This window comes from Rhizobium album (assembly GCF_003122325.1).
In the GTDB taxonomy this organism is placed as follows: domain Bacteria; phylum Pseudomonadota; class Alphaproteobacteria; order Rhizobiales; family Rhizobiaceae; genus Metarhizobium; species Metarhizobium album.
In genome coordinates this window covers 459,154-485,083 of sequence record NZ_QFBC01000001.1, presented here as the reverse complement: position 1 = coordinate 485,083, position 25,930 = coordinate 459,154, and the positions used below count along the sequence as shown (strand labels likewise).

Below are 25,930 nucleotides of genomic sequence, written 5' to 3'. Positions count from 1 at the left end.
ATCTCAAGGTGACAGACATAGCAAAGTCGAACATCCACACAAAGGGTTTGTGCGCGAGGTTTGGTGTGGCGGCTGTCCTGGCAGCTGCGGCTCTTGGCCTGTCGGGCTGTGTCGGCAACGGGCTCGACCTCTTCGGCTCGAAGGTCGACCAATCGATCTCGACAAGCACCATAACGGACGGCAAGAACAAGGATGCCCTTTCCGACGAAGTGACGGTACGCAACGCCGTGACGTCGGCCGACATGTCCAAGCTCGACGGCAAGCCGCTGGCCTGGGCCAATGCCTCGACCGGCAGCGCCGGTGTCATCAGCACCATCACCGAACAGTCCCAGAACGGCACCGTGTGCCGCGCCTTCGAAACCAGCCGTCATTCCTACGCCGGTGTCGCAAACTTCCAGGGCAAGGCCTGCCTTGCGGGCGACGGCAACTGGCAGCTGCTCAGCTTCCAGGAAAACAGGTAGCCCCTGCCCTGCTGATTCGCGCCGGCGCCACGCGAAATCTTGGGATCGCGTAACCTCCGATTAGTAAGTTGCCGCCATACTCCTTGCGTATGTGCGCCCCCGGCGGCTTTTTTACGCGCCGGGATCGGATTGCACTCGTTGTATTGCGTTTCGGCCCGCCCCAAATGAACAGGTGCGGCGTCGTATAGAGTTGTTAACCGGTGGTGATATGCGCGATCCCTATTCTGTGCTCGGCGTAAAACGGGATGCTGGTGCCGACGAGATCAAGTCTGCCTGGCGGAATATCGCCAAGGCGGTCCATCCCGACCATAATCGTGAAGACCCGAACGCGACCAGGCGGTTCGCCGAAGTCGGGCAGGCCTACGACATCCTCAAGGACCCGAAGAAACGCGGGCGCTACGACGAACGCGTCAAGGCCGCGGAGGCCAAACACCAGGCCCAGACCATCCAGCAGCAGCGCCAGGCGGCCCGCGAGGCCGCCGAAAAGGCCCGTGTGGCCAAGGCCAATGCCGAAAAGATGATGGAGGAGCTTGCCCGCGCGGAAGCCGCCAAGGCCAAGGCGCAGAAGCCTGCGGCCGCGACGGCGGGAGCCACCTCGGGCAGTGCCGGCGCAACGGCCGCATCCGGCGCGTCAGGCCCGGCGGCCGGCGGCCCGGAGACGCCGGAAGACGTCATTTCCCGGATTTTCGGCGCCCAGGCGGCGGCGGCCCATACGGCGACGCAGGCTGCTGCCGCCAGCGTGCTCGGCGACACACAGCCTGCCGCAGAAGCACCGGCGCGAGATGCCGACGACGCGTCCAAGGGATTTGCGACGTCGCTGCCGGCGCAGGCGATCAATCTCGTCAGTTCGCTGGTGCGCCGCATCCGCGGCATCCAGCCCATACCGGAAAAGGCGCCGGACATTGCCGCCATCGCCGCGATCACCATTACCGATCTTCTCAAGGAAAACTGGATCACCGTACCGCTGCCGGAAGGCCGCGAGGCGCGTCTCCGGCTCGAACCCGGCGCCAGCGACGGCCAGGTGATCCGGCTCGCCGGCCAGGGTCTGAAGCTTCAGGGCATGCAGCGCGGCGACGCCTTGGTGACCCTCAAGCTCGATCAGAACGGGCCTTTCCGGGTCGACGGCGCCGATATTCACACGATTCTGCCCGTCAACCTGCAGAACGCCGTGCTCGGCTGCACCGCGATGGCGGATTCGCCGGCCGGTCCTGTCGAGGTGGCCGTGCCCGCCTGGTCGGGTTCCGATCAGGTGATCCGCATTCCGGACGGCGGCTTGCCCAGGGCCGAAGGCGGCCGTGGCGACCTGGTCGTGGAAATCCGGCTGATGTTGTGGGAAAAACCCGACGAAAAGGTCACGGATCTGATGAGAAGCATGCGCGAAGGCCTGTTTTTATGAATATTTCGTGACGTCTGCACCCTTTGTTACGCTCCCTAACAGTTGATGATGGCCCCCGTGCTTGAACCGGGGTGCCGCCTATGTCATAGGCAACATCCATCTGATCTGCGAGGGAGCAAAGCATGGCTGAAGCATCGGGCCTCATGAAGGGCAAGCGCGGCGTCATCATGGGCGTCGCGAACAACCGGTCGATCGCCTGGGGCATTGCCAAGGCCATTCACGCCCAGGGCGGAGAAATCGCCTTTACCTACCAGGGCGAAGCCCTGAAGAAGCGCGTCGAGCCATTGGCTGCCGAACTCGGCGGCGTGCTGGCCGGCCATTGCGACGTCGGCGACGAATCGACCATCGATGCCGTTTTCGCCGAACTGGAACAGCGCTGGGGCACGATCGATTTCGTCGTGCACGCCATCGGCTTCTCCGACAAGGACGAACTGACCGGCCGCTACGTCGACACCTCGGCGGAAAACTTTTCCAAGACGATGCAGATCTCGGTCTATTCGTTCACCTCGGTGGCGCGCCGCGCCGAAAAGCTGATGCCGAACGGCGGCTCGATGCTGACGCTGACCTATTACGGCGCCGAAAAGGTGATGCCGAACTACAACGTCATGGGCGTCGCCAAGGCAGCGCTGGAAGCAAGCGTGAAATATCTCGCCGTCGACCTCGGCCCGAAGAACATCCGCGTCAACGCCATTTCCGCCGGCCCGATCAAGACGCTGGCCGCCTCCGGCATCGGCGACTTCCGCTACATCCTCAAGTGGAACGAATACAACGCGCCGCTGCGCCGCACCGTCACCATTGAGGAAGTCGGCGACGTCGGCCTCTACATGCTCTCGGACCTGTCGCGTTCGGTCACCGGCGAAGTGCACCATGCCGACAGCGGCTACCATGTCGTCGGCATGAAGGCCGTCGACGCGCCGGACATTTCGGTCATCAAGGACTGATACCGTCAACGGAAGGCCTCCCGTGCTCATCTACGTGATCCGCCACGGACAGACGGACTGGAATGCCGAAGCGCGCCTCCAGGGCCAGAAGAACATCCCGCTCAACGATGTCGGGCGCGGCCAGGCGAGCAGCAACGGCGAGACGCTGGCCGGCATCCTCGGAACCGAAGCGGCGGGCTACGATTATGTCGTCAGCCCGCTTTCGCGTGCCCGAGAGACGATGGAACGCATCCGCGACGCCATCGGCCTCCCCCGCGACAATTACCGAATCGACGACCGGCTGATGGAAATCTCCTTCGGTGCCTGGGAGGGTTCGACGCTCAAGGAACTCAAGGCCCATACGCCCGAACGCGTCGCCGCCCGCAAGACGGCGAAATGGGATTTCATCCCACCGGGCGAAGACGCCGAAAGCTACGAGATCCTGTCCTGGCGTGTCGGTTCCTGGCTGTTGTCGGTGGATCGGCCGACGGTCTGTGTCAGCCATGGCGGCGTCATTCGCAGCCTGTTCCGGCTGGTCGGCGACACGCCGAAGGAAGAAGCCGCCGAAATCGCCATCCCCCAGGACCGAATCCTGAAGGTGGACCGCGACCGCCGCATCATCGCGTGGATCTGACCCCGAACGCAATTGCGGGCACGCAACCGCTGCGCAATCTTGCCGGAATTGCTTTAACCCGGCTCATGAACGGAAACTTACTGAACGACTTCCAGATCGTTGATGACGCGCCGGCCGTCGACTTCGGTGTAGAAGACGATCACTTTCACGCCCGCTGCCAGCCCCTCGAAATTGAACTCCTCGGGCGCCTGGTAGATCTTGCCGTCGTCGAGCGTCAGGCTGAGGTTGCCCATATCGACCTTCTTGATCGTCGCCTCGACATCGGCGCTTTCCGCAAAACCCTTCAAGGGGGAAAGGAAGCTGGCGGTTGCCAGGAGAGCCGCGATCATCAGACGCATTTTGCGGGACCTGCTGTGAAACATGGAAAGGATTTTCTGAAACAAGATTAGCCCCTCGAATGTGGCAAAATTTGCCCTGAAACGTGACAATTGCGGCCCAATTGATGAACGGAAAATTTGCCGTTATCAAGGGGCTGGGCGCTTGCAAAGTATTCGGCCGGATTCGGTGGCGTTATCCGGCGGTTAACGTAAACAACCGCGCATCGTTGCCCGTCCCGCAAAGGCCAATCCTAAATTAACGTTCTCCACTTTATCCTCATGTTCTAAAATGAAAGGGATGCGGCCATTTGACGTCTTGGAGTTTGCCTTTTCGCGGGAAAGATGGCCGCCTCACGGATACTCGCCTCTCCGTCGTCGCCGCCATGCTCGTCGCCGCGATGGTCATGACGCTGGGTTTCATCCTCGACCGGCAGAACCAGGCCTTCTATCTCCGCGAGATGCACATCCGCACGGAAAACGATGCGGCCCTGATCCATGCCCGGATGATGGGACAGATCAACACCGACTTTGCCCTGGTCCGCAACCTTGCCAACACGATCAGCGCCGCCGGGGCAATCCATCCGGAACTGGACACGCAGATCGAACGGCTGCTGCTGCAGAACCCGCATCTTTCCAGCATCGCCTTAGCGCCGGGCTTCATCGTTGAAGACGTGTTCCCCGCGGACGAAGGGCGTTCGCGCATCGGCCAGGACGTGCGCGGCGAACTGCTGCTGAAGCCGTCCGACGTGCGCGGTTCCGACCGCTTCGCCGCAAAATTCTACGGACCGGTGCTGACGGCCCGCGGTGCGGGCGGCTTCGTCATTCTTTATCCGGTCGTCAGCAGCGACCAGGGCAGCCACAAGCTCTGGGGCGCGATCGAAGCCGTCATCGATGAAGACAGGTTCTACGAGGCGACGGGGCTGCGCCCCATCCGGAACAGCGAAAACCAGGAGCGTTACCCGCATCTCGACAGGCTGTCGCTTGCCGTCCGCGACCTTTCCCTGCCGGCCCTCAACAGCATGCCCTTCTTCGGCGATGCCGCCGTGCTGGATGAACAACCCGTGCGCCGCAAGATCGGCTTTCCCGGCGGCACCTGGGAACTGGCGGCGGTCCCTTCCGCCGGCTGGAATGCGCCGCCGCCGAACCAGACCTTCCTGCGGGTCGCCATCATCTTTGCCGGCGGCATCATCATTTTCCCCGTCTTCATGTCGAGCCTGCTGATTTTCGAACGCAGCCAGAACGTCAAGACGCTGGAGAAACGCGAGACGCAACTCAGCGAACTGTCGCAACGCCTCGACCTGGCGCTGGAATCATCGCAGATCGGCATCTGGGAAATGGGCAGCGACGGCACGCAGCTTTTCTGGGACGACCGGGCCGCGCAGCTGCACGGCCACCTGCCCTCGAACCGTTGCTACAAGCTGGCGGACTGGATCGCCGTGGTCCATCCCGACGACCGGCCTGCCGCCGAAGCGCATTTCTTCAACTGCTCGATCGTCGGCAACACCGCCAGCGTCCAGTACCGCGTCATCTTCGAGAACGGTTTCGAACGCTACCTCCGTTCGGTCGGCTCGCACTACAAGGGGGCCAGCGGCACGCAGACCATCGGCATCGTCTGGGACGTCACCGGCGACGTGCTGATGAACGACGACCTGCGACACGCCAAGGAAACCAGCGATCTCAAGAATGCCGAACTGGAGCTGGCGCTGATGGAGCTTTCCAGCCGCGAGCAGCTGCTGGAAGAGCTCTCCCGCAAACTGAGCCTGGCGCTCGATTCCTATCGCTGCGGCATCTGGGAAGTCGATCTCGATACGAAGACCGAGATCTGGGACGACCGCATGCATCAGCTCTACGGCCTGCCCTACAGCACCGAGCCGATGACCTCCGAGCGCTGGCTTTCGCTCATGCATCCCGAAGACCACGCCGCCGCCAAGGCCAGCGAAAGCGACTTCGCCAACCACGACATGTCGGAGCCGCTGGTGGTCCGCGCCATCCATCCGGACGGCTCGCTGCACTACATCCGCTCGATTGGCAAGCTGCACACCGGCAAGGACGGCAGGCGCAGGATCATCGGCATCGCCTTCGACATCACCACCGATGCCCTGCTGACGGCGGAACTGAAATCGGCCAAGGCCGAGGCGGACATGCGCAACATCGAGCTGCAATTCGCCAAGAACTGCATCGAGCACAATTCGCTGCACGACCCGCTGACCATGCTCGGCAACCGCCGCAAGCTCGACGTCGAGCTCGACGCGCTGTGCCGGCGCAGCGCCGAAACGCCGCAAAAGCTATCGCTGCTGCATATCGACCTCGACCGTTTCAAGCAGATCAACGATACGCTCGGCCATGCCGCCGGCGACGCGATGCTTGTCCATGCGGCAAAGATCCTGGAAGCCAACATCCGCCAGGGGGACCTCGTGGCCCGCATCGGCGGCGACGAATTCGTCATCGTCGTCCACGACAGCTGCGATCCCGAGCGCATGGCGGCTCTGGCCGGGCGCATCCTCGAGGCGATGCGTCAGCCGGTGATCTTCGAGGGCGCCTCCTGCCGCTGCGGCGTTTCCATCGGCATCGCCCAGGCGGACGGCATGAACATCGACACGCGGCAATTGCTGGTCAATGCCGACATCGCCCTCTACCGCGCCAAGGCGACGGGGCGGAACTGCTACGAGTTCTTCACCCAGAACCTGCAGGCCGAGGTCATCACCACCAAGCGCATCGCCGACGAAATCCTCGCCGGGCTGGAAAACGACGAGTTCACCGCCTGGTACCAGCCGCAATTCTGCGCCAGGACGATGGAACTGACCGGCGTCGAGGCGCTGGTGCGCTGGAACCATCCGAACCAGGGCGTGCTCACCCCGGATCGTTTTCTCAAGATTGCCGACGAACTCAACGTCGTGCAGATGTTCGACCGCATCGTTCTCGAAAAGGCGCTGCAGGACAAGATGCGCTGGGCGGCGCGCGGCATCGTCGTGCCGAAGGTATCCGTCAACGTCTCCTCGCGCCGGCTGAACGACGAAACCCTGTTCGAGACGCTGACGACACTGGCCATCGTCCCCGGCGAAATCTCCTTCGAACTGATCGAGTCGATCTTCCTCGACGAGAGCGACACCGTCGTCTCGCACAATCTCGAACGCATCAAATCGCTGGGCATCGATATCGAGATCGACGATTTCGGCACCGGCCATACCTCGATCGTCAGCCTGCTCAAGCTGCGGCCGAAACGGCTGAAGATCGACCGGCAGCTGGTGCAGCCGATCCTGGAATCACAGCAGGAGCGCGCCCTGGTGCGCTCGATCATCGAGATCGCCCATTCGCTGGATGTCGATACGGTTGCCGAAGGCGTGGAAACATTCGAGCATGCCGCCATGCTGCGCGAGCTCGGCTGCGACCTGCTGCAGGGCTACGCCTTCTCCAAGCCGCGGTCCTTCGAGGATTTCTGCACGATGGTCCAGGCAGCGGAGTGGCGCAAGGTTTCCTGATGCCTCCTGAGCGCGGGAGAAAGAAAGGCTTTTCTCTTAGAGCATTTCCGCTTTTCTCCGAAAAACGAAAATGCTCTATATCTTTGTTTCTACGCAATTCTGGACGCAAAACCGCTCCGCACTTTTGCTGGAATTGCTCTAGCCGCATTTTCGACGACAGCGCCGCGCGCCAATGACGCGCTCGCGTTCGCTGTAGCGCTTTATACCTGCTGCATAATTTTATCCCCAAACCGATATCGGTTTGGGGAATTATGCAGTATGAGTGTGCCGCTCCTTTCCTGCGGCGCGGCAGGCGTTTTTCGCCGCCCGCGCGCTATCAATCGGTCGGTTTCATGTCACACAATACCTTCGGTCATCTCTTCCGCGTCACCACCTGGGGGGAAAGCCACGGGCCGGCGCTCGGTTGCGTGGTCGACGGCTGCCCTCCCGGCATCCGCTTCCGGCTGGAGGAACTGCAGGCCTGGCTGGACAAGCGCAAGCCCGGCCAGTCGCGTTTCGTCACCCAGCGGCGCGAGGACGACCTGGTCAAGGTGCTCTCCGGCGTGATGTCCGACGACGACGGCGAGACGATGATCACCACCGGCACGCCGGTGTCGATGCTGATCGAGAACACCGACCAGCGCTCCAAGGATTACGGCGAGATCGCCCGCCGCTACCGGCCGGGCCATGCCGACTATGCCTATGACGTCAAATACGGCATTCGCGACTATCGCGGCGGCGGCCGCTCCTCGGCGCGCGAGACGGCGGCGCGTGTCGCCGCCGGCGGCCTTGCCCGCAAGGTGGTGCCCGGCGTCACCGTGCGTGCGGCGCTGGTGCAGATCGGCAAGCACAGGATCAACCGCGCCAACTGGGACTGGGCCCAGGTCGACCAGAACCCGTTCTTTGCGCCCGACGCCGCGATCGTGCCGGTCTGGGAAGACTATCTCGACGGCATCCGCAAGGCCGGGTCCTCGATCGGCGCCGTCGTCGAGGTGATCGCCGAAGGCGTGCCGGCCGGTCTCGGCGCGCCGATCTACGGCAAGCTGGACCAGGATATCGCCAGCCTGCTGATGTCGATCAATGCCGTCAAGGGCGTCGAGATCGGCGAGGGTTTTGCCGCCGCCGAACTGACCGGCGAGGACAACGCCGACGAAATGCGCATGGGCAACGACGGCAAGCCGCTGTTCCTCTCCAACCATGCCGGTGGCATCCTGGGCGGCATTTCCACCGGCCAGCCGCTGGTGGCCCGTTTCGCCATCAAGCCGACCTCGTCGATCCTGACCGAACGCCAGTCGATCGATGCCGACGGCAACAATGTCGATGTGCGCACCAAGGGCCGCCACGATCCCTGCGTCGGCATCCGCGCCGTGCCGATCGGCGAAGCAATGGTCGCCTGCGCCATCGCGGATCATTATCTCAGGGATCGCGGCCAGACCGGCCGTGTGCGGTAAGGGTTCGACAAGGCCTGCCGGTTGCAGAAGCGTTGCCGCGCATGGATTTTTCGTGTACGAATAATCCATGCGGATCGTCTGGGACGAACACAAGCGGCTTGCCAACATCGAGAAGCATGGCCTCGATTTTGCCGATGTCGTTTTCTTTCAATGGGAAACGGCCGTTCTCGAACGAAGCCATTCGGGCCGCGTAAAAGCCGTCGGTTATTTCGAGGACGGCACTGTCGTCGTGATCTTTGCGGAGCTCGGCTCGGAAGCGATTTCCATCATCAGTTTCCGGCAAGCGAATGCCAAGGAAAGAGGAGTTCTCAAATGGCGATAAAACGTGCTGTCCAGAAGGAATTCCGACCGGGGCGCGGCTATACGAAAGAGGATTGGGATGCCGTCGACAGCCCGCCTCTGACCGACGAAGAGCTTGCGGCGATGCGCCCGGCGCGGGACGTATTTCCCCCGGAATTTTTTGAAGCGATGGAAAAAGCCGCAGCTGCCGCCCGCGGCCGCCCCAAGGTCGATGCGCCTAAGGTGGCCGTGACCTTGCGGCTCGATCCGGACGTGCTCGAAAAATTCAAGGCCTCCGGCAAGAACTGGCGCAGCGTCATGGCCGAGGAACTGCGCAAGGCGGCAGGGCTGTAAAGCATGTCGCGCAAAAGTGTGCAGCGGTTTTGCGAAAACGACATGCGAAAACAAAGAGCTAAAGCGTGAGAGCGAATCTGGAGGATCGCGACACGATTTAGCCGGCCGTCGCCTTATCCCTGCCAGCCGTCGAGATATCGCACGCTCTCCAGGCCGGAGAAGCGGGCGAGACGGGAGAGTTCCGCCTCCAGTTTCTCCAATCGGCCGGACGAGGCCCGCACGCCCTTCTCCCACCACAGGCGCTTGACATCCAGCGTGCCGCGCTTGCGGTCGGCCTTCATGTCGATGCGGCCGACGAAACGGTCGCCTTCGAGCAGCGGGAAGACGTAATAGCCATATTCCCGCTTCGGTTCCGGCACGAAGACTTCGATGCGGTAGAAGAAGCCGAAAAGGCGTTCGGTGCGGTTGCGGTCGCGGATCAGCGGGTCGAAGGGGCTGAGCACACGCAGGCGCGCGGGCGGTTCGGGCAGGTCGGTTATCTCGTCCGGAAACGCCGCGAAAGCCAGCGAAACCCGCGGCTTGCCGCCATCGATCGGCTCGACGGACACCTCCAGCAGTTCGTCCCTGCGCGCCGCCGCCCAGTCCTTGACCTCCTGCGGCGACAGCAGGTCCCAGAAAGCGGCGATTTCCCCCGTCGTGGCATAACCCAGCCGCTGCAGGGCGCTGCGGCAGGCCCAATCGACGAAATCCTCGCTGCCGACCTCCGGATGGTAATGGTGCGCCGGCAGCACGCGCTCGGCGAGATCGTAGACCTTCTGGAAATTCTGCCGGCCGGCGATGGCGAGCTTGCCGGTGTGCCAGAAATATTCGAGCGCCGTCTTGTTGGGATGCCAGTTCCACCAGCCGCCGGACTTGTGGTCCTCGACCTTGACGTCGCGCGACATCGTCGCGCCGTTCTCGGCGATCCGCCGGATGGTCTCCTCGAAGGTGCTGTCGAACCCCTCCCCCTGCCACTTCGCCCAGCGCTGGCGCAGGATCGGCTCGCGGCGGACGAAGCGATGTTTCCAGTAGCGGAAGAAGGCCGACGGGATGATCGAGGCGTCGTGGGTCCAGTGCTCGAACAGATCGCCGTCCGTTTCCAGGAGTTCGGTCAGATGCTGGCGGCGATAGGTCTGGTTGCGGGCAAACAGGATCAGGTGATGCGCCCGCTCGACCGTCTGGATGCTGTCGACCTGCACGAAGCCGAGATCCGCAATCAGGGCCAGCAGCCCGGCCTTGTCGAGGCTGCGGTTCGGCGGCTGGCAAAGCCCCTGCCTTGCCATGAAGATCCTGCGGGCTTCGCGATTGGAAAGAAGAATCGTCATGCACAAACCATAGGCTTTTATTCCCAAGTTTCAATCCGCCTCGCCATTCTAGATGTTTCCAAAAACGTCCGGCTTCGGTTATAGAACGGCGACGTTTTTGCGAGGACATGACTTGGACATCCGCTTTCAGGACGCCGGCGCCGCTTTTGCGGGGAAAACGGCGCTACAGCCGCTTACGGTGACGCTCCATGAAAGGCGGATCGGCATCATCGGCCTCAACGGCTCGGGAAAGACGACGTTCGCGCGGATGATCAACGGCCTCGTCACACCCTCGACGGGCAAGGTGACCGTCGGCGGGCTGGATACGGTGAAGGATGCCAAGGCCGTGCTCGGCAAGGTGGGCTTCATCTTCCAGAACCCGCAGAACCAGATCATCCTGCCGATCATCCGCGAAGACATCGCCTTCGGCCTGAAGAACCGCGGCCTTTCGAAATCGGAGATCGCTGCTGCGGTGGATGCCGTGCTGGTGCGGCTGGACATCGCCCATCTCGCCGGCCGCCGGGCCCACGAGCTTTCCGGCGGCGAGTTGCAGCTTGCAGCCCTAGCCGCCGTGCTGGCGACGGGGCCGGACGTGCTGATCCTCGACGAGCCGACCAACCAGCTCGACCTGAAGAACCGGGCGCGGGTCGAAAAGACCATCGCCGGTCTCAAGGAAACGACGATCGTCATCAGCCACGACCTGGCATTGATCGAGAATTTCGACCGGGTGCTGCTGTTCGACGGCGGCAGGCTTGTGGCCGACGGGCGCCCGTCGGAAACGATCGTCCGTTACCGAGAGCTCGCCGCCGCGTGAAATCGCTCTACGTCGAAACCAACACCATCCTGCACCGGCTCTCGCCGCGGACAAAACTCGTTGCGCTCGCGGCCATCAGCGTCGCGCTGTTTTTCACACGCTCCTACGTGCTGCTGGCGGCAGCGGCAGCAGCGGGAGCATTTTCCTATCTGCTGGTCGGCCTGCCGATCCGGGAAGCGCTTCGACGGCTGTTGCCGGTCTTCGCCACCATTGCCGCCGTCGCAGTCTTCAACTTCGCCTTCAACTCGGCCGAAGAGGCGATCGTCATGCTGCTGCGGCTGACCACGCTGATGCTGTTTGCGGCAACGGTGACCGCCACCGTCACGGTCGCAAGCTTCATCGACGAAATAACCGCCCTTGCCCGGCCGCTGGAACGGCTGGGTGTCGTACGGGCCGCCGACATCGGGCTGGCGGCGGGGCTGGTGATTCGTTTCGTGCCGGAGATCCTCGACCGCTATGCGGCCATCCGCGAAGCGCATGCCGCCAGAGGCCTCAAGGTGGGTTTTCTGACGGTTTTGGCGCCGCTGATCATTCTCACTCTGCGCGATGCCGACAATATCGCCGCCGCCATTGACGCACGCGGCTTTCGGCGGCAATAGTCGAGGATGGAATTCGTCTGCAGGAGACGTCAATGAGCACCCGAAACCTTGTTCTGTCGTCCCTTTTTGCCGCCATCATCGTCGCGCTCGGCATGCTGCCGCCGATCTATCTGGCGGTGTTTGCCGTGCCGATCACCGCCCAGTCTCTCGGTGTCATGATGGCCGGGACGGTTCTCGGCGCCTACCGTGCCGGCGCCGCCGTTCTGATCGTGCTGGTCCTCGTCGCCATCGGCCTGCCGGTGCTGTCGGGCGGCCGCGGCGGACTGGCGGTGTTTGCCGGACCGACGGCAGGTTTCCTGCTCGGCTGGCTGGTTGGCGCCGTCGTCACCGGTTACCTGTCGGAAAAACTCGTGAACGCCGAACAGTCGGGACTGGTGCAGACGGTCAGCTTCTTCCTCGCCTGCTTCATCGGCGGCGTCGTCACCGTCTACTTCTTCGGCATCCTCTATCTCGGCATCGTCGGCGGCACCGGAATTTCCAAGGCCTTCCTCGGCTCCCTTGCCTTCGTTCCGGGCGACATCTTCAAGGCCGTGATCGCGGCTCTGGCCGGCAGGGCTGTCATGGCCGGTTATCCGCTGCTGCCGCAGCGCGCCTGAGGGCCAAGGGGCCTTACGGCAGGAACTGGTAGAGCCAGTCGCGGATTTCTTCCGGCAACGGCGCGGGTTCGCGGCTTTCCGGATCGGCGGCCATCCATGTCATCTCGACATCGGCGGCAAGCTCTTTTTCGACCTCGATCAGCACGTTGAACCCGACCGAACGGCCGCCGATCTTGTCGATGCGCACCGTCAGCCGGGCAATCTCGTCAAGCTTCAAACCGCGGTGATAACCGCATTCCACCTTGCGAACGACAAACAGCGGTTCGTCTTCGACCCGAGGCCGGTGACGCCAGAATTGCAACAGTGCCGCTTCCGCATAGGCCAGATAGGCATGGCTGTGCAGGAAGCCGTGCATGTCGATATCCCGGTAGGCGACCTGCACTTCCGATATGTCTATGCGTCCCGTTTCTGCCATTGCCTGCCCCCAAAATACCTGCAATCATCTCCCCGGACGCGTCCCCAGTCCGGGAAGAAACATGCTTTATGCTTTAGAATTCATCTAAGGCATTTTTCTCACCCTGGAACAAGCGGCATTGCCCCGCCATCCGTTCCGTTGCGGCAAGATCTCCTGTTGAAAAGCGGCGATTTCCGCCCCATCTGCTGGACAGAAGGCGGCCTGCGCTTCAATCCTTGCCGCAAAGGAACCCGGCATGACGACGCGTCTCTACGAACATCCCGTTTTTCTGGAGCACAACACGCCCCCCGGCCACCCGGAGCGCGCCGACAGGCTGCGCTCGCTCAACATCGCCCTGGAGCATGCCAATTTTTCCGGCCTGCAGCGCCACCAGGCGCCGCAGGCCAATGAGGATGCCGTGCTGCTGGCGCATCCGGAGGAACATCTCTTCTCCGTCATGCGCGCCGTGCCGGAAGAGGAGGACGAGATCAACCAGATCGAGTCCGACACCTATGCCAGCCAGAAAAGCCTGCAGGCGGCACTGACCGGCATTGGCGGCGCCATGGCGGCGGTCGATGACGTGTTTGCCGGCAGGGCGGACAATGTCTTCGTCGCCAGCCGGCCGCCGGGGCACCATGCCGAGCGCAGCCGCGCCATGGGGTTCTGCCTGTTCAACACCATCGCCATCGCCGCCCGGCATGCCCGCAAGGCGCACGGTGCCGAACGGGTCGCCATCGTCGATTGGGACGTGCATCATGGCAACGGCACGCAGGATATTTTCTGGGACGATCCAGACGTGCTGTTCTGCTCCACCCACCAGATGCCGCTCTATCCCGGCACCGGCAGGAAGGACGAAGAGGGCGCAAGCGGCAACATCGTCAACGCGCCGCTTTCCGCCAATGACGGCAGCGACCATTTTCGCGAGGCGTTCAAATCGCGCGTGCTGCCGGCGCTCAAGGATTTTTCGCCCGATCTCATCCTGATCTCCGCCGGCTTCGACGCGCATCACCGCGATCCGCTGGCGCAGATCAATCTGGTCGGCGAGGATTTCGACTGGGCGACCGGGCGGCTGATGGAGATCGCCGACAGGACGGCGGGCAACCGCATTGTCAGCATCCTCGAGGGCGGCTACGACCTGGAAGGACTGGCGGAATCCGCCGGTTTGCATATTTCACGTTTGATGAGAGGTTGACGATGAGCGAGAGCACCCCACTGGCCGAGGTTTCCGGCTATACATTCGAAAAGGCGGTAGCCGAGCTCGAAAGCATCGTTCAGCGCCTGGAGCGCGGCGACGTGGCGCTCGACGAGTCCATCGCCATCTACGAGCGCGGCGAAGCCTTGAAGAAGCATTGCGAGACGCTGCTGAACGCGGCGGAGAACCGCATCGAGAAGATCCGTCTCGACCGCGCCGGCAAGCCGCAGGGCGTCGAGGCACTCGACGGGGAATAAGAAAAGGTTTTGGGGGCCGGATGCGGGTGGAGCCCCATCCATGACGGGGAGACTGCAATCATGACGGACAGGCTGAAAGGAAAGGTCGCCATCGTTTCCGGCGGCGCGACCGGGATGGGCGGGGCAGCGTCGAAGCTGTTTGCCGCCGAGGGCGCAAAGCTGGCGATCATCGACCGCAATGCCGACGCCGCCGCAGAGACCGTCAAGGCGATCCGCGATGCCGGTGGCGACGCCGATTTCTGGACGGCCGACGTCTCCGACGAGGGCGCGGTCAACGCGGCCGTCGCCGGCGTCCAGGCACGCTACGGCGCCGTCAACGTGCTGTTCAACCATGCCGGCACCATCGTCATCAAGCCGTTCCTCGAAACGACGGTCGAGGAATGGGACTGGCTGCATGCGGTCAATGTCCGCTCGATGTTCCTGATGACCAAGGCGGTTCTTCCCAAGATGATCGAGGCCGGCGGCGGCTCGATCGTCTGCACCTCTTCCATCTCCGCCGTCGCGGCAACGCCGATGGAAGTGCTCTACGACACGACCAAGGGCGCCGTGCACATGTTTGCCCGGGCGATCGCGGTGGAATTCAGGGACCGCAACATCCGCTGCAATGCCGTCTGCCCCGGCTTCATCCGCACGCCGCACGGGCTGCGGGAAGTCGCCGAACTGCAGGCGCATGGCGTCGACGTCTCCGACGCGGCGATCGCTGCCCAGCAGGGTCGGATCGGCGAGCCCGAAGACGTGGCACGCGCGGCGCTGTATCTCGCCAGCGACGAGTCGAGCTTCGTGAACGGCGCCCATCTGTTCGTCGACAACGGCTTCACGGCGATCTGAACCGGCGAGGCTTTCGCTGCGCGCCGCAGGGGCCTATGCTCGGCTGAGGCGCTTGCGACAGGAGACCATGCCATGTCCTTTTTCCCCGGAACTGATCCCGTTGCCGGCGATGCCTTTGCCTGCGATGCCATCGAGCAGCTGATCATCCCGCGTTCGAGCGATATCGGCGGCTTCGCGGTCAGGCGCGCCCTGCCGACCTCGCGCCGTCGGCTGGTCGGGCCGTTCATCTTCTTCGACCGCATGGGGCCGGCGGTGCTGCGCGCCGGCGAGGCGCTGGACGTCAAGCCGCATCCGCATATCGGGCTGTCCACCGTCACCTATCTGTTCGACGGCGAGATCAAGCATCGCGACAGCCTCGGCACCGAACTCGTCATCCGTCCCGGCGACATCAACCTGATGACGGCCGGCCGCGGCATCGTCCATTCCGAACGCACGCCGGAAAACCTGCGCGGCCATCCGCTGTCGATGTCGGGGCTGCAGACCTGGCTCGCCCTGCCGGACCGGATGGAGGAAATGGCGCCCGCCTTCGCCCACACCGCCAGAGCCGAGATGCCGCTGATCGACATCGATGGCGCCAGCGGCCGCGTGGTGATCGGCAGCTTCGAGGGCCTGTCGTCGCCGGTGGCGGCCTTTACCGATACGCTCTATGTCGACCTGACGCTGACGCCGGGATCGCGTTTCCCCTTCCCGGCCGTGCATGAGGAGCGGGCGATCTACATCCTCTCCGGTTCGCTCGTCGTCGCCGGCGATCGTTTTGCCGCCGACCAGCTGCTGGTCTTCCGGCCGGGCGACGACATCACCCTGGAGGGTGGCGAGGAAGGCTGTCATATCATGCTGTTCGGCGGCGCGGCGCTGTCGTCGAAACGCTATATCTGGTGGAATTTCGTCTCCTCCTCGAAGGAGCGCATCGAACAGGCGAAGGAGGAGTGGCGCACCGGCCGTTTCGACATCGTGCCGGGCGACGAGGAAGAATTCGTGCCGTTGCCGCAGAGTTGACCGCCTTTCGACCACAAAAACATGACTTGTTGAAACCTGGCGCTTTTGCCACAGATAGTTTTGCAGTATGGCGGCATGCCTGCCAAAACACCAAGAAGAGGCGATCGCCCGTGACAAAACTTCCCGAGACTCCGCTTTTGAACCAGGTCGACCTGCCCGTGGACCTCAGAAAGCTGGATGATCGTGATCTGCCGCAACTCGCCCGCGAGCTTCGCGACGAGATGATCGATGCGGTGTCGAGCACGGGTGGCCATCTCGGCGCCGGCCTCGGCGTGGTGGAACTGACCATCGCCATCCACAAGGTGTTCAACACGCCGGACGACCGGCTGATCTTCGACGTCGGCCACCAGTGTTATCCGCACAAGATCCTCACCGGCCGGCGCGACCGCATCCGCACACTGCGCCAGGAAGGCGGCCTCTCCGGCTTCACCCGCCGGGCGGAAAGCGAATACGACCCGTTTGGCGCCGCGCACTCCTCCACCTCGATTTCCGCCGGTCTCGGCATGGCGGTGGCGGCCGAACTCAGCCAGACCGACCGCCGCGTCATCGCCGTCATCGGCGACGGCGCCATGTCGGCCGGCATGGCCTACGAGGCGCTGAACAATGCCGGCGCGCTGGATGCCCGGCTGATCGTCATCCTCAACGACAACGACATGTCGATCGCGCCGCCGACGGGCGCGATGAGCGCCTATCTCGCCCGCCTCGCCTCCGGCCGCACCTATATGGGCTTTCGCGAGCTCGGCAAGAAGCTGACGGCCTATCTCGGCAAGAACATCGACCGGGCGATTACCCGCGCCGTCGAGCATGCCCGCGGCTACGTCACCGGCGGCACCATGTTCGAGGAGATGGGTTTTTACCACATCGGCCCGATCGACGGCCATTCCTTCGACCATCTGCTGCCGGTGCTGCGCAACGTGCGCGACCACCAGCAGGGGCCGGTGCTGATCCATGTCGTCACCCAGAAGGGCAAGGGATACGCGCCGGCGGAAGCCGCCGCCGACAAATATCACGGCGTCAACAAGTTCGACGTCATCACCGGCGCGCAGGCGAAGGCCAAGCCGAATGCGCCCGCCTATACCTCCGTCTTCGCCGAGGCGCTGGTCGAGGAAGCCCGCCATGACGAAAAGATCATCGGCGTCACCGCCGCCATGCCCTCCGGCACCGGGCTCGACAAGCTGGCCGAGCTGTTTCCCGCCCGCTGCTTCGACGTCGGCATCGCCGAGCAGCATGCGGTGACCTTTGCCGCCGGCCTTGCCGCCGAAGGCTACAAGCCGTTTGCGGCGCTTTATTCCACCTTCCTGCAGCGCGCCTATGACCAAGTGGTGCACGACGTGGCGATCCAGGGCCTGCCGGTGCGTTTCCCCATCGACCGCGCCGGTTTCGTCGGCGCCGACGGACCGACGCATGCCGGCTCCTTCGACACCACCTTCCTCGCCTCCCTGCCCGGTTTCGTCGTCATGGCGGCGGCCGACGAGGCGGAGCTGAAGCACATGGTGCGCACCGCGGCCGCCTATGACGAAGGCCCGATCTCCTTCCGCTACCCGCGCGGCGAGGGCGTCGGCGTCGAGATGCCGGTGCGCGGCGAAATCCTCGAAATCGGCAAGGGCCGAGTGATGAAGCAGGGCACGACGGTTGCCCTGCTCTCCTTCGGCACGCGGCTGGCGGAATGTCTGCTGGCGGCCGAGGACCTCGATGCTGCCGGCCTTTCCACCACCGTCGCCGACGCGCGCTTTGCCAAGCCGCTGGATGCCGATCTCATCCGCCAGCTCGCCCGCCATCATCAGGTGCTGGTGACGGTGGAAGAAGGCTCGATCGGCGGTTTCGGCGCGCAGGTGATGCAGTTGCTCGCCACCGAAGGGCTGCTCGACAACGGGCTGAAGATCCGGCCGCTGGTGTTGCCGGACAACTGGATGGAACAGGCCAAACCGGAAGCCATGTACGCCAAGGCGGGCCTCGACCGCGCCGGCATCGTCTCGACGGTGTTCCGGGCGCTTGGGCAGAAGCAGATCGAGGTCGGCGCCGCGGGGTAATCCGCGTGCGTGAGCACGTGTTCTCATAGAGATGGGACGGTGCTGCATATCCCCTTCTCCCCAGCGGGGAAAAGGGGACGGCTAACCCAAGCCCTTACGGCTGCAGGGTGTTATCCACCTTTGCCAAGAGCAGGATATCGAGATCCTTTTCCGGGAAAAAATCCTCGGCGGTCATCTCGAAGCTGGTCGGGCCAACCTTCTTCACGCCGGTGCCGCAGAAGCTGACGTAGTTTTCCGACCTGCCCTTGTCGACGGTCAGCTTGAACTTCTTGATGGTGCCGCCCCAGTTGGCGCCGGTCTTCAGCACGTAGGAAATCCAGTTTTCCATGAAGTAGGGCTTGCCGCTCGCCATCGCCTCGTTCGACTGCCTGGCGATCTTGACCATGGCGTCGTCGATGCAGAAACGCTTGACATATTCCTCGTAGCGCTCGCCCTTGCCCTCGTTGTTTTCGTCGAGATAGGTGGTCGCCACCGTGCCGCCGACGCTCGGCTTGTAGGTGTGGGCGACCTTGATCCTCGAATGCGCCGGGAACGTCGTGCGCCACCAGTAGACCGAGCTCATCGTCCACAGCGCCGAGGTATCGCGCTGCATGCCTTCACCGGCATCGTAGCTCGAATCCATGGCAATGCCACGGTCGAAGAAATCCTGGCGCACGTCGTCGGCCAAGGCGTTCAGCGCCTTGTTGGTCGCTTCGCTCAAGGGCAGCAGCGGGATCTTGTGGGCGATCAGGTCGCCGGTGATGTCGACGCCGTTGGCAGTGGCGCGCTGCTGCAGTTCCGGCGTGATCGACTTGCCGTCCTGGCTGACGGTGAAGCCCAGCATGTTGTCGGAGTTCGGGTCGTAGACGGCGACGTTCTGACCCGGCCCGCCGGTGACCTCCGGCATCGGGAAGGCGACGACGGTGTGGATGTCGCGGTCGGTATCGTTGGCGAAGACATAGTTCACCCGCACCTCGGCCGGCGAGATGAACAGGTCCTCCTCCTCCATGGTGACATCAAGCGTCTCGACATAGATGATGCCGCCGGTCTTCAGTTCGGCCATGGTGTCGTTGGCGAGCGCCGGCGCGGCAAGCAGGCAGGCGGTCAAGAGGCAGGTGATGGGCGCCGCCGAAAGTCTGGTCATCATCGTCGCAAATCCCGGTTCGAGGAGAGGTCGGGCGGCAGTCTCCACCCCCGGCTGACACAAGCGTTAGACAAGCCCCTGCCCCGGCGCAAGCGACCGGCGGCACAGCTGCGGCGGCAAGGCGCGATGCGCCCAAAGAAAGTCGCCGACGCGGCCTGCGGCCCGCTTGGAAACCTTCGCGAAACCATGGCCGTTGGCTGGCGTGTAACCATCTTCCTTGGCGGTTTTTGAATGTCTCCTTGCTAAGGTTCCGAGCATCAAAACAAACAAGAATGACAGGGACAGAACCATGCTTACCAAGATCCTGCTGGCGGGAGGATTACTCGCGGCCACGGCATTTTCGGCAGCGGCCGACGACACCCCGCAATACGATCGCCAGCTCGAAGCGGCGATGATCGCCCGGCTGCAGACCAGGCTGCCCGAGCTGCGCAGCAGCTACGACGTGACGGGCGCGGCGCAGACGGCGGCGCAAAAGGACGAAGCCACCGATTGGGCCGAACTTCTGAAACCGAGCATCATGAAATACAGGGGCCGGATCATCTGGCTGTAACGACGGACAATCCCAGGCTGAAACGACAAAGGCCGCCGGTGATCCCGGCGGCCTTTGTCGTTGCAGGCAAACCTCTGCGAGGCCCCGAAAAATGAAAAGGCAAGCTGGACGATACCAGCCTGCCTTTTTTCATTGATGTGTACTGGCTCAGAATTCCGACCACTCTTCCTTCACTGCGGCATTGCCCCGTGAAGCAAAGGCGCGGGCGACGGTGGAGCGCATGTCGCGCGGTGCCGACGCCACCGGCCGGGCATTCGCCGGGGCGGCAACCGGGCGCGACGCCGACAGCATGGAGTGGCCGAGGTTGAACTGCGCCAGCAGCTCGTCCAGCGCATGGGCTTCGCGGGCCAGCGAATGGCTTGCCGCCGTCTGCTGCTCGACCATGGCGGCGTTTTGTTGCGTGCCCTGGTCCATGGCGTTGACGGAGGTGTTGATCTCCTGCAAGCCGGTCGACTGTTCGCGGGCGGCGACGACGATGGCGCTGACATGGGTGTTGATCTCGGCCACCTCGGCCACGATCGCTTCCAGCGCCTTGCCGGTCTCGCCGACGAGCGAGACACCATTTCCGACATGCTGGCTGGAGGCGGTGATCAACGCCTTGATCTCCTTCGCGGCCTTGGCGGAACGCTGGGCGAGCTCGCGCACTTCCTGGGCGACGACGGCGAACCCCTTGCCGGCCTCACCGGCGCGGGCGGCCTCGACGCCGGCATTCAGCGCCAGCAGGTTGGTCTGGAAGGCGATTTCGTCGATGACGCCGATGATGTTGGAAATCTCGCCCGAGGACTTTTCGATTTCATGCATCGCCGACACCGCATTGCGGACGATCTCGCCCGACCGCTCGGCGCCGGCGCGGGTGCGCTCGACGAGGCGGCCGGCCTCTTCGGCGCCGCGGGCGGTATCCTTGACGGTGGTCGTCACCTGCTCCAGCGCGGCTGCGGTCTCTTCGACGGAAGCGGCCTGCTGTTCGGTGCGGCGCGCCAGGTCGTCGGCAGCGGCGCGGACCTCGTTGGCGCCGGAGTTGATCGCGGTGGCATTCTGACCGACCGAGCGCAATACGGACTGCAGCTTCTCGACCGCGCCGTTGAAATCGACGCGCAGGCGCTCCAAGCGGCCGGCAAACGGCGTTTCGAGCCGCGAGGCGACATCGCCGCTGGCGAGACTCGACAGGCCCTTGGCGAGAGCGTCGATGGCGAATTCGATCTCGCCCGTCTCGCGTGCCTTCTGCTCGTCGTTTGCCTGGCGCTCACGTTCGGCGGAGCTGCGCATGGCATCGGCATCCTTGGAGAGCCGGATCTTTTCGATCGCCGCATCCTTGAAGACGGCGACGGCCTTGGCCATGCTGCCGACTTCGTCGCCGCGATCCAGCGCCGGCACGTCGATCGAATTGTCGCCGCCGGCAAGGCGGGTCATGGCGTCCGTCATGCCGACGATCGGCGTGACGATGGCGCGCGACAGCGCCCAGACGAGGAGAACGGCAATGGCGCCGGCCAGAGCACCGCCGACGAGCAGTGCCAGCAGCAGGTCGCGGAATGCGGCCTTCTGCACCTCGACCAGGCCGTTGCTGTATTCGAGCGACTGTTGCTTGATCTTGGCCGCAGCCTCGCGGAAGCGGTCGAGCTGGCCGCGCGACTTGTCGCGGTTGAGATTGGCGACCTCTTCGACCGGCATGTCGGTCGTCTTGCGGGCTTCCAGCTGCGGTTCGGTCAGTTCCTTGTGGAAGACGTCGGCTGCCTGGCGCATCGCAACGAGCGATTCCAGCATCTCCGGCCGATCGGCGGCAGCCGCCTTTGCGGCATCCAGCGCGGCGATCATCTTGTCGCGATTGGCGAAAACGTCATTGTAGGTGCTGTGGCTCTTGAACAGCAGGTAACCGCGCTGATTGACGGCCTGTTCCAGCATCGCCTCGAGCGCATTGTCGACATGGCCGAGGATGCCCTGGGCCTCATATTGTTGCCGGGACGCTTCCCGGGAAGCGGCAGCCTGCCAATAGACGCCTGCGGACGCTAAAAGACAAACCGACATCAGTGCGGCAAAAGTACCAATCAACTTCTTGTTGAGAGAGAGATTTCTAAGAGACATGGGGTTCGCTCTGTTCGATTCGAATGGGTCGGCTCCTCCAGATCCCAAAAGAGGGCGCAGCCGTTAAGATTGCGTTGAAAACCATCGCGATTCCGAACATTTCGGCGATGCAGATCGACGCAGCGCGAACTCGGCGCGCCGGCGCGTCCCCGCCGCCACCAGGGGTTGTCAAAGAGCAGGAATTCTTCCCAGCGCCCGCTTTCGCCGGCCAGGCATGGCCTGCCGACTGTCGCGACGGCTGATGCGCCGCAACAAAAGGCTTGCCAGAACGGCGTTTGGCCGTCATTGACGGCACATGTCGACCTCATCAGAACCCCAGCGCCTGGACCAGCTCCTGGTCTCCCGCAACCTCGTGGCCAGCCGTTCGCGCGCCCGCGACGCCATTGCCCGCGGCACCGTCACCGTTGCCGGCAAGGTGGTGACCAAGCCGAGCCTGGTCTTCGCCCCGGACGTCATCATCACCATCGACGATCCGGCCCAGGACTACGTCTCACGCGCCGCCCTGAAGCTGGTGGCGGCGCTCGACCATTTCGGTCTCGACCCCAGGGATGCCGAATGTCTCGACGTCGGCGCCTCGACCGGCGGCTTCACCGAAGTGCTGGTGCTGCGCGGCGCCGCCCATGTCACGGCAATCGATGTCGGTCATGGCCAGATGCATCCGCGGCTGCTTGCCAACGAGAAGGTGACCACCATCGAAGGGCTCAACGCCCGCTACCTGGAGCCAGGCGACATCGACGACCGGCCGATCGAGTTCATCGTCTCCGACGTCTCCTTCATCTCGCTGAAGCTGGCGCTCGCTCCGGCGCTGGAGCTCGCCGAGCCGGGCGCCAGGGCGATCCTGCTGGTGAAACCGCAGTTCGAGGCCGGGCGCGACGCGATCAGCAAGGCCGGCCTGCTGAAGGAGCCGGAAACCGCCCCGGATGTCGCGGCCGAGCTGGAACGCTGGTTCGTCGAAGACATGGGCTGGACAAGCCTCGGCCTGATCCCCTCGCCCATCGACGGCGGCGACGGCAACAAGGAATTCCTGCTCGCCGGAACGAAACCATGAGCACCGAAACCGTCACCATCTCCCGGCTCGGCGCCCAGGGCGACGGAATCGCCCACACGCAGGACGGCCCGCTCTACGTGCCGTTTGCCTTGGCCGGCGAAACGGTGGCGGTGGCGCGGATCAAGAGCCACGGCACGATCATGTCGATCACCACGGCCTCGCCGGATCGCCAGGAGCCGGCCTGCCGGCATTTCGGGCCGGACGGTGTCAACGGCACCTGCGGCGGCTGCGTGCTGCAGCATCTCAAGGACGACCCCTACCACGCCTTCAAGCGCATCCTCGTGATCGAGGCGCTGCAGGCGAAGGGGCTCACGCCCGTTGTTGACGATCTTGTCATCGCCCGGCCGGGCGAGCGGCGGCGCGTGACGCTGGCGGCGCGCAGGACCGAGAAGGACCTGCTGCTCGGTTTCAACCAGGCGGAAAGCCACCACATCGTCGCCATCGAGGAATGTCCCATCGCCGTGCCGGGCATCGTCGCCCGGCTCGGCACCATCCGAGCAATCGGCAAGGCGGCGGCGGCGAATGCCGAGCCGTTCCGCATCACGGTGCTCGAAACCCTCTCCGGACTCGATATCGCCATCGAAGGGCTGAAGGCGGTTTCCGACAGGCAGAGGCGCGCAACCATCGACGCGGTGCTGGCCGAGCGCGGCGTCGCGCGGGTTTCCGTGAACGGCGAAGCACTGGTCGAACCGCAGAAACCGCAGCTGGATTTCGGCGGCGTCAAGGTCTCCCCGCCGCCTGCCGCCTTCACCCAGGCGACAAAGCCGGCCGAGGACGCGATGGCCGAACTGGTACTGGCCGAAGTCGGCAAGGCCAAGCGCATCGCCGATCTTTTTGCCGGCTCCGGCACGTTTTCGCTCAGGCTCGCCCGCATCGGCCGGGTGCATGCGGTGGAATCCGAGGACAAGGCCCTGAAGGCGCTCGACCTTGCCGCCCGCGGCGCGCAGGGCTTGAAGCCGGTGACCACGGAAAAACGCGATCTGTTTCGCCGGCCGCTGACGCCGCAGGACCTGAAAGTCTACGACGCCGTCGTCTTCGACCCGCCGCGCGCCGGCGCCGAAGCGCAGGTGAAGGAACTGGCACGGTCGAGCGTGAAAAAACTCGTCGCCGTCAGCTGCAATCCGCTGACGCTTGCCCGCGACCTCGCCTTGCTGGTCGAGGGCGGTTACCGGATCACCCGGGTCACGCCGATCGACCAGTTCTTGTGGTCGTCGCATGTGGAAGTGGTGGCGACGCTGGAGAAATAAAGCGTTTTCGAGCGCCCAACCGCTGCGGACTTTTGCTGGAACGACTTCAAGAACGGATCAGGGAAACCAGATCACGTCTGGAAACCGCGCCTTCAACGCTTTCAACAGCGGCTCGCGAAACGTCGCCGTGGGGACGGTTGCGAGAATGGCGGAGACGGCGGGAATATGCTGGTCGTCGAGGCTGCCGAGAACCGCCGTCAGCATCGAGGCACGTTCGGTCTCGACCGGATTGGCGGCGATGGCGGCGAGCGCCTCTGCGGCCAGCGACGCATCCTGCAGGACGAATTTGCCGAATGCCCAGGCCCGCGTGGCGGCATGGACGGCGGGCAGATTGGCAGTCGCGACGGCCTCCGGCAGAATGGAAGGCATCAGCGGCAGCAGCCGCGTCAGCGCGACAACCCGCTCATCGGGGCCTTCCGTCCGGCGCGCGACGTCCAGTATGAGCGGGAGATAACCGTCTGAAAAGCGGCTCGCCAGAGCGACCAGAACATGGTCGCGATTGCCGATATCGGGGTCGTTCTGTCGAGCGGCAAGCTCAAGCGCTTCGGTGAAAAGCGCGTCGGGCAGATGGCGGGCGAGAGCCAGCAGGATCTGCGACCGGTCCCATTGGTCAAATGTATCGGCAGCTCGATCCAGCACCTCTTTCGCCAGTTCCGGCGGCATGGTCGTGCGAAGGGCCTCGATGGCGTTGCAGATGCCGACGTAACGGCTGAATTCCAGCGCCTCCCTCAGATCAGCGATGTTTTGCGACTCATCGTTCATCATCCGCTCCTGCCTGCCGTTGTCCTGCAGTGTTTCCGTTGCGCAGTCTTGCCGGACGTGCTCGACAGGCAGCCGCTCCGCCGCGGGCAACCGGTGGAACGCTACCGCTTCAAAAAGGTCTGGAACGCGGCGCGGGCCTCGTCGCTCTTCAGCCGTTCGGTGAAGTGATAAAGCTCCTCGTCCATGCGCGCCAGCAGGCCGGTCCGGTCGCCACGCAGGAGATCGCGGGTGATTTTCAGCGCCTCGGCGGGGCGGGAGGCGAGCCTTGCTGCGGCGGCGAGCGCCTGGGGCTCGACCTGGTCCGGCGCGACGACCTTCCAGACGATGCCGGCGGCGCGCGCCTCCTCGGCGGAAAACCCTTCGCTGGCGGCGAGCAGGGCAAAGGCGCGCTGCTGGCCCATCGCTTGCGGCCCGAGCAGGCTCGACCCGGCCTCCGGAACCAGGCCGAGATCGACGAAGGGCGTCTTGAACAGGCTGCGGTCGGAGGCAAACGTCAGGTCGCAATGCAGGTTCAGCGTCGTGCCGATGCCGATCGCCAGGCCGTCGACGCCGGACACGACGGGCTTTTCGCAGAGCGCCAGCGCCTTGAGGAAGACGAAGGCGGCCGGCGGCTCCGTCGGATTGGTTTCGGCAAAGGCGAGGAAATCGGCAAGATCGTTGCCGGCGGAAAAACAGCCCTCGGTGCCGAGGAACAGCACGGCGCGGATGACCGGGTCGGCGCCCGCCTCCTCCACAGCCGCCGCCATGCGCCGGTACATGGCGGTGGTGATGGCGTTCTTCTTTTCCGGCCGGTTGAAGCGGATCGTCAGCACGCCGGGCGCTTGTTGCGGGCGGTCGACGAGGATGTGGCTGTCGCTCATGG

The 25,930-nt window shown here is 64.0% G+C and carries 27 protein-coding genes; 19 read left to right on the top strand and 8 right to left on the bottom strand.

What is annotated here, in order from left to right:
* The first annotated feature begins 65 nt into the window (after positions 1-65).
* The 4 genes from DEM27_RS02345 (at position 66) to DEM27_RS02330 (ending at position 3,411) form a co-directional block, all read left to right on the top strand.
* On the top strand, positions 66-461 hold the full coding sequence (locus DEM27_RS02345; RefSeq protein ID WP_420028786.1) for an RT0821/Lpp0805 family surface protein: 396 nt from the start codon (positions 66-68) through the stop codon (positions 459-461).
* A gap of 208 nt (positions 462-669) precedes the next feature.
* Positions 670-1,857: a DnaJ domain-containing protein gene (locus DEM27_RS02340; RefSeq protein WP_109456564.1), complete on the top strand. Its 1,188-nt coding sequence runs from the start codon at positions 670-672 to the stop codon at positions 1,855-1,857.
* A gap of 122 nt (positions 1,858-1,979) precedes the next feature.
* A complete protein-coding gene (gene fabI / locus DEM27_RS02335; protein WP_109456563.1) occupies positions 1,980-2,798 on the top strand; it encodes an enoyl-ACP reductase FabI in 819 nt (272 codons plus the stop codon).
* Positions 2,799-2,820: 22 nt separating this feature from the next.
* Complete coding sequence (locus DEM27_RS02330) at positions 2,821-3,411, top strand: histidine phosphatase family protein (RefSeq protein WP_109456562.1); 591 nt, start codon at positions 2,821-2,823, stop codon at positions 3,409-3,411.
* A 77-nt stretch (positions 3,412-3,488) separates the two neighbouring features.
* On the opposite strand, the gene DEM27_RS02325 is transcribed toward DEM27_RS02330, so the two are convergent.
* On the bottom strand, positions 3,489-3,749 hold the full coding sequence (locus DEM27_RS02325; protein ID WP_109456916.1) for a DUF1344 domain-containing protein: 261 nt from the start codon (positions 3,747-3,749) through the stop codon (positions 3,489-3,491).
* A gap of 362 nt (positions 3,750-4,111) precedes the next feature.
* Here DEM27_RS02325 and DEM27_RS02320 point away from each other — a divergent pair, with 362 nt between their 5' ends.
* The 4 genes from DEM27_RS02320 to DEM27_RS02305 all read left to right on the top strand — a co-directional run bounded on the left by DEM27_RS02320 (position 4,112) and on the right by DEM27_RS02305 (position 9,270).
* Positions 4,112-7,207 carry a bifunctional diguanylate cyclase/phosphodiesterase gene (locus DEM27_RS02320; RefSeq protein WP_109456915.1) on the top strand — a complete coding sequence of 1,032 codons (3,096 nt, stop codon included), beginning with the start codon at positions 4,112-4,114 and terminating at the stop codon, positions 7,205-7,207.
* Between the two features lie 332 nt (positions 7,208-7,539).
* Positions 7,540-8,637 carry a chorismate synthase gene (gene aroC / locus DEM27_RS02315; protein ID WP_109456914.1) on the top strand — a complete coding sequence of 366 codons (1,098 nt, stop codon included), beginning with the start codon at positions 7,540-7,542 and terminating at the stop codon, positions 8,635-8,637.
* A 67-nt stretch (positions 8,638-8,704) separates the two neighbouring features.
* Positions 8,705-8,959 carry a BrnT family toxin gene (locus DEM27_RS02310; RefSeq protein ID WP_109456561.1) on the top strand — a complete coding sequence of 85 codons (255 nt, stop codon included), beginning with the start codon at positions 8,705-8,707 and terminating at the stop codon, positions 8,957-8,959.
* Entirely contained in the window at positions 8,950-9,270 is a 321-nt protein-coding gene (locus tag DEM27_RS02305) for a BrnA antitoxin family protein (protein WP_109456560.1), read from the top strand. The genes DEM27_RS02310 and DEM27_RS02305 overlap by 10 nt, the downstream gene beginning before the upstream one ends.
* 113 nt (positions 9,271-9,383) lie before the next feature.
* On the opposite strand, the gene DEM27_RS02300 is transcribed toward DEM27_RS02305, so the two are convergent.
* On the bottom strand, positions 9,384-10,574 hold the full coding sequence (locus DEM27_RS02300) for a winged helix-turn-helix domain-containing protein (protein WP_109456559.1): 1,191 nt from the start codon (positions 10,572-10,574) through the stop codon (positions 9,384-9,386).
* Between the two features lie 112 nt (positions 10,575-10,686).
* Between DEM27_RS02300 and DEM27_RS02295 the strand changes: the two genes are divergently transcribed.
* The 3 genes from DEM27_RS02295 to DEM27_RS02285 are packed head-to-tail and all read left to right on the top strand — an operon-like array spanning position 10,687 to position 12,562.
* Entirely contained in the window at positions 10,687-11,367 is a 681-nt protein-coding gene (locus DEM27_RS02295) for an energy-coupling factor ABC transporter ATP-binding protein (protein WP_109456558.1), read from the top strand.
* A complete protein-coding gene (locus DEM27_RS02290; protein ID WP_109456557.1) occupies positions 11,364-11,966 on the top strand; it encodes an energy-coupling factor transporter transmembrane component T family protein in 603 nt (200 codons plus the stop codon). Before DEM27_RS02295 ends, DEM27_RS02290 begins: the two co-directional genes overlap by 4 nt.
* A gap of 32 nt (positions 11,967-11,998) precedes the next feature.
* The gene (locus DEM27_RS02285) at positions 11,999-12,562 is read left to right on the top strand and encodes a biotin transporter BioY (RefSeq protein ID WP_109456556.1); all 564 of its coding nucleotides are present in this window, start codon (positions 11,999-12,001) and stop codon (positions 12,560-12,562) included.
* A 13-nt stretch (positions 12,563-12,575) separates the two neighbouring features.
* Here the strand turns inward: DEM27_RS02285 and DEM27_RS02280 are convergent, their stop codons facing one another.
* Positions 12,576-12,977 (bottom strand): acyl-CoA thioesterase, encoded by a 402-nt coding sequence (locus DEM27_RS02280; protein ID WP_109456555.1) that lies wholly within the window; start codon positions 12,975-12,977, stop codon positions 12,576-12,578.
* Between the two features lie 235 nt (positions 12,978-13,212).
* Here DEM27_RS02280 and DEM27_RS02275 point away from each other — a divergent pair, with 235 nt between their 5' ends.
* From DEM27_RS02275 to dxs, 5 genes are all read left to right on the top strand, one after another.
* Positions 13,213-14,148 (top strand): histone deacetylase family protein, encoded by a 936-nt coding sequence (locus tag DEM27_RS02275; RefSeq protein WP_109456554.1) that lies wholly within the window; start codon positions 13,213-13,215, stop codon positions 14,146-14,148.
* A gap of 2 nt (positions 14,149-14,150) precedes the next feature.
* Positions 14,151-14,405: an exodeoxyribonuclease VII small subunit gene (locus tag DEM27_RS02270; RefSeq protein ID WP_109456553.1), complete on the top strand. Its 255-nt coding sequence runs from the start codon at positions 14,151-14,153 to the stop codon at positions 14,403-14,405.
* Positions 14,406-14,465: 60 nt separating this feature from the next.
* A complete protein-coding gene (locus DEM27_RS02265; protein WP_109456552.1) occupies positions 14,466-15,233 on the top strand; it encodes an SDR family NAD(P)-dependent oxidoreductase in 768 nt (255 codons plus the stop codon).
* A 72-nt stretch (positions 15,234-15,305) separates the two neighbouring features.
* The gene (locus DEM27_RS02260; RefSeq protein WP_109456551.1) at positions 15,306-16,229 is read left to right on the top strand and encodes a pirin family protein; all 924 of its coding nucleotides are present in this window, start codon (positions 15,306-15,308) and stop codon (positions 16,227-16,229) included.
* Positions 16,230-16,339: 110 nt separating this feature from the next.
* Positions 16,340-18,259, top strand: coding sequence for a 1-deoxy-D-xylulose-5-phosphate synthase (dxs, locus tag DEM27_RS02255; RefSeq protein ID WP_109456550.1), 1,920 nt, complete (start codon positions 16,340-16,342; stop codon positions 18,257-18,259).
* 94 nt (positions 18,260-18,353) lie between these two features.
* Here the strand turns inward: dxs and DEM27_RS02250 are convergent, their stop codons facing one another.
* Entirely contained in the window at positions 18,354-19,382 is a 1,029-nt protein-coding gene (locus tag DEM27_RS02250; RefSeq protein WP_109456549.1) for a DUF4424 domain-containing protein, read from the bottom strand.
* Between the two features lie 66 nt (positions 19,383-19,448).
* Entirely contained in the window at positions 19,449-19,673 is a 225-nt protein-coding gene (locus tag DEM27_RS02245) for a hypothetical protein (protein WP_109456548.1), read from the bottom strand.
* Here DEM27_RS02245 and DEM27_RS02240 point away from each other — a divergent pair.
* The gene (locus DEM27_RS02240) at positions 19,672-19,932 is read left to right on the top strand and encodes a hypothetical protein (protein ID WP_109456547.1); all 261 of its coding nucleotides are present in this window, start codon (positions 19,672-19,674) and stop codon (positions 19,930-19,932) included. The genes DEM27_RS02245 and DEM27_RS02240 overlap by 2 nt on opposite strands.
* A 147-nt stretch (positions 19,933-20,079) precedes the next feature.
* On the opposite strand, the gene DEM27_RS02235 is transcribed toward DEM27_RS02240, so the two are convergent.
* Complete coding sequence (locus tag DEM27_RS02235) at positions 20,080-22,011, bottom strand: methyl-accepting chemotaxis protein (RefSeq protein ID WP_109456546.1); 1,932 nt, start codon at positions 22,009-22,011, stop codon at positions 20,080-20,082.
* A 295-nt stretch (positions 22,012-22,306) separates the two neighbouring features.
* On the opposite strand from DEM27_RS02235, the gene DEM27_RS02225 reads away from it, so the two are divergent.
* A complete protein-coding gene (locus DEM27_RS02225) occupies positions 22,307-23,059 on the top strand; it encodes a TlyA family RNA methyltransferase (RefSeq protein ID WP_109456544.1) in 753 nt (250 codons plus the stop codon).
* Complete coding sequence (locus DEM27_RS02220; RefSeq protein ID WP_109456543.1) at positions 23,056-24,306, top strand: class I SAM-dependent RNA methyltransferase; 1,251 nt, start codon at positions 23,056-23,058, stop codon at positions 24,304-24,306. The genes DEM27_RS02225 and DEM27_RS02220 overlap by 4 nt, the downstream gene beginning before the upstream one ends.
* A 57-nt stretch (positions 24,307-24,363) precedes the next feature.
* On the opposite strand, the gene DEM27_RS02215 is transcribed toward DEM27_RS02220, so the two are convergent.
* The gene (locus DEM27_RS02215) at positions 24,364-25,068 is read right to left on the bottom strand and encodes a hypothetical protein (RefSeq protein WP_128755421.1); all 705 of its coding nucleotides are present in this window, start codon (positions 25,066-25,068) and stop codon (positions 24,364-24,366) included.
* A 101-nt stretch (positions 25,069-25,169) separates the two neighbouring features.
* On the bottom strand, positions 25,170-25,928 hold the full coding sequence (locus DEM27_RS02210) for a crotonase/enoyl-CoA hydratase family protein (protein ID WP_109456541.1): 759 nt from the start codon (positions 25,926-25,928) through the stop codon (positions 25,170-25,172).
* Positions 25,929-25,930: the final 2 nt, after the last annotated feature.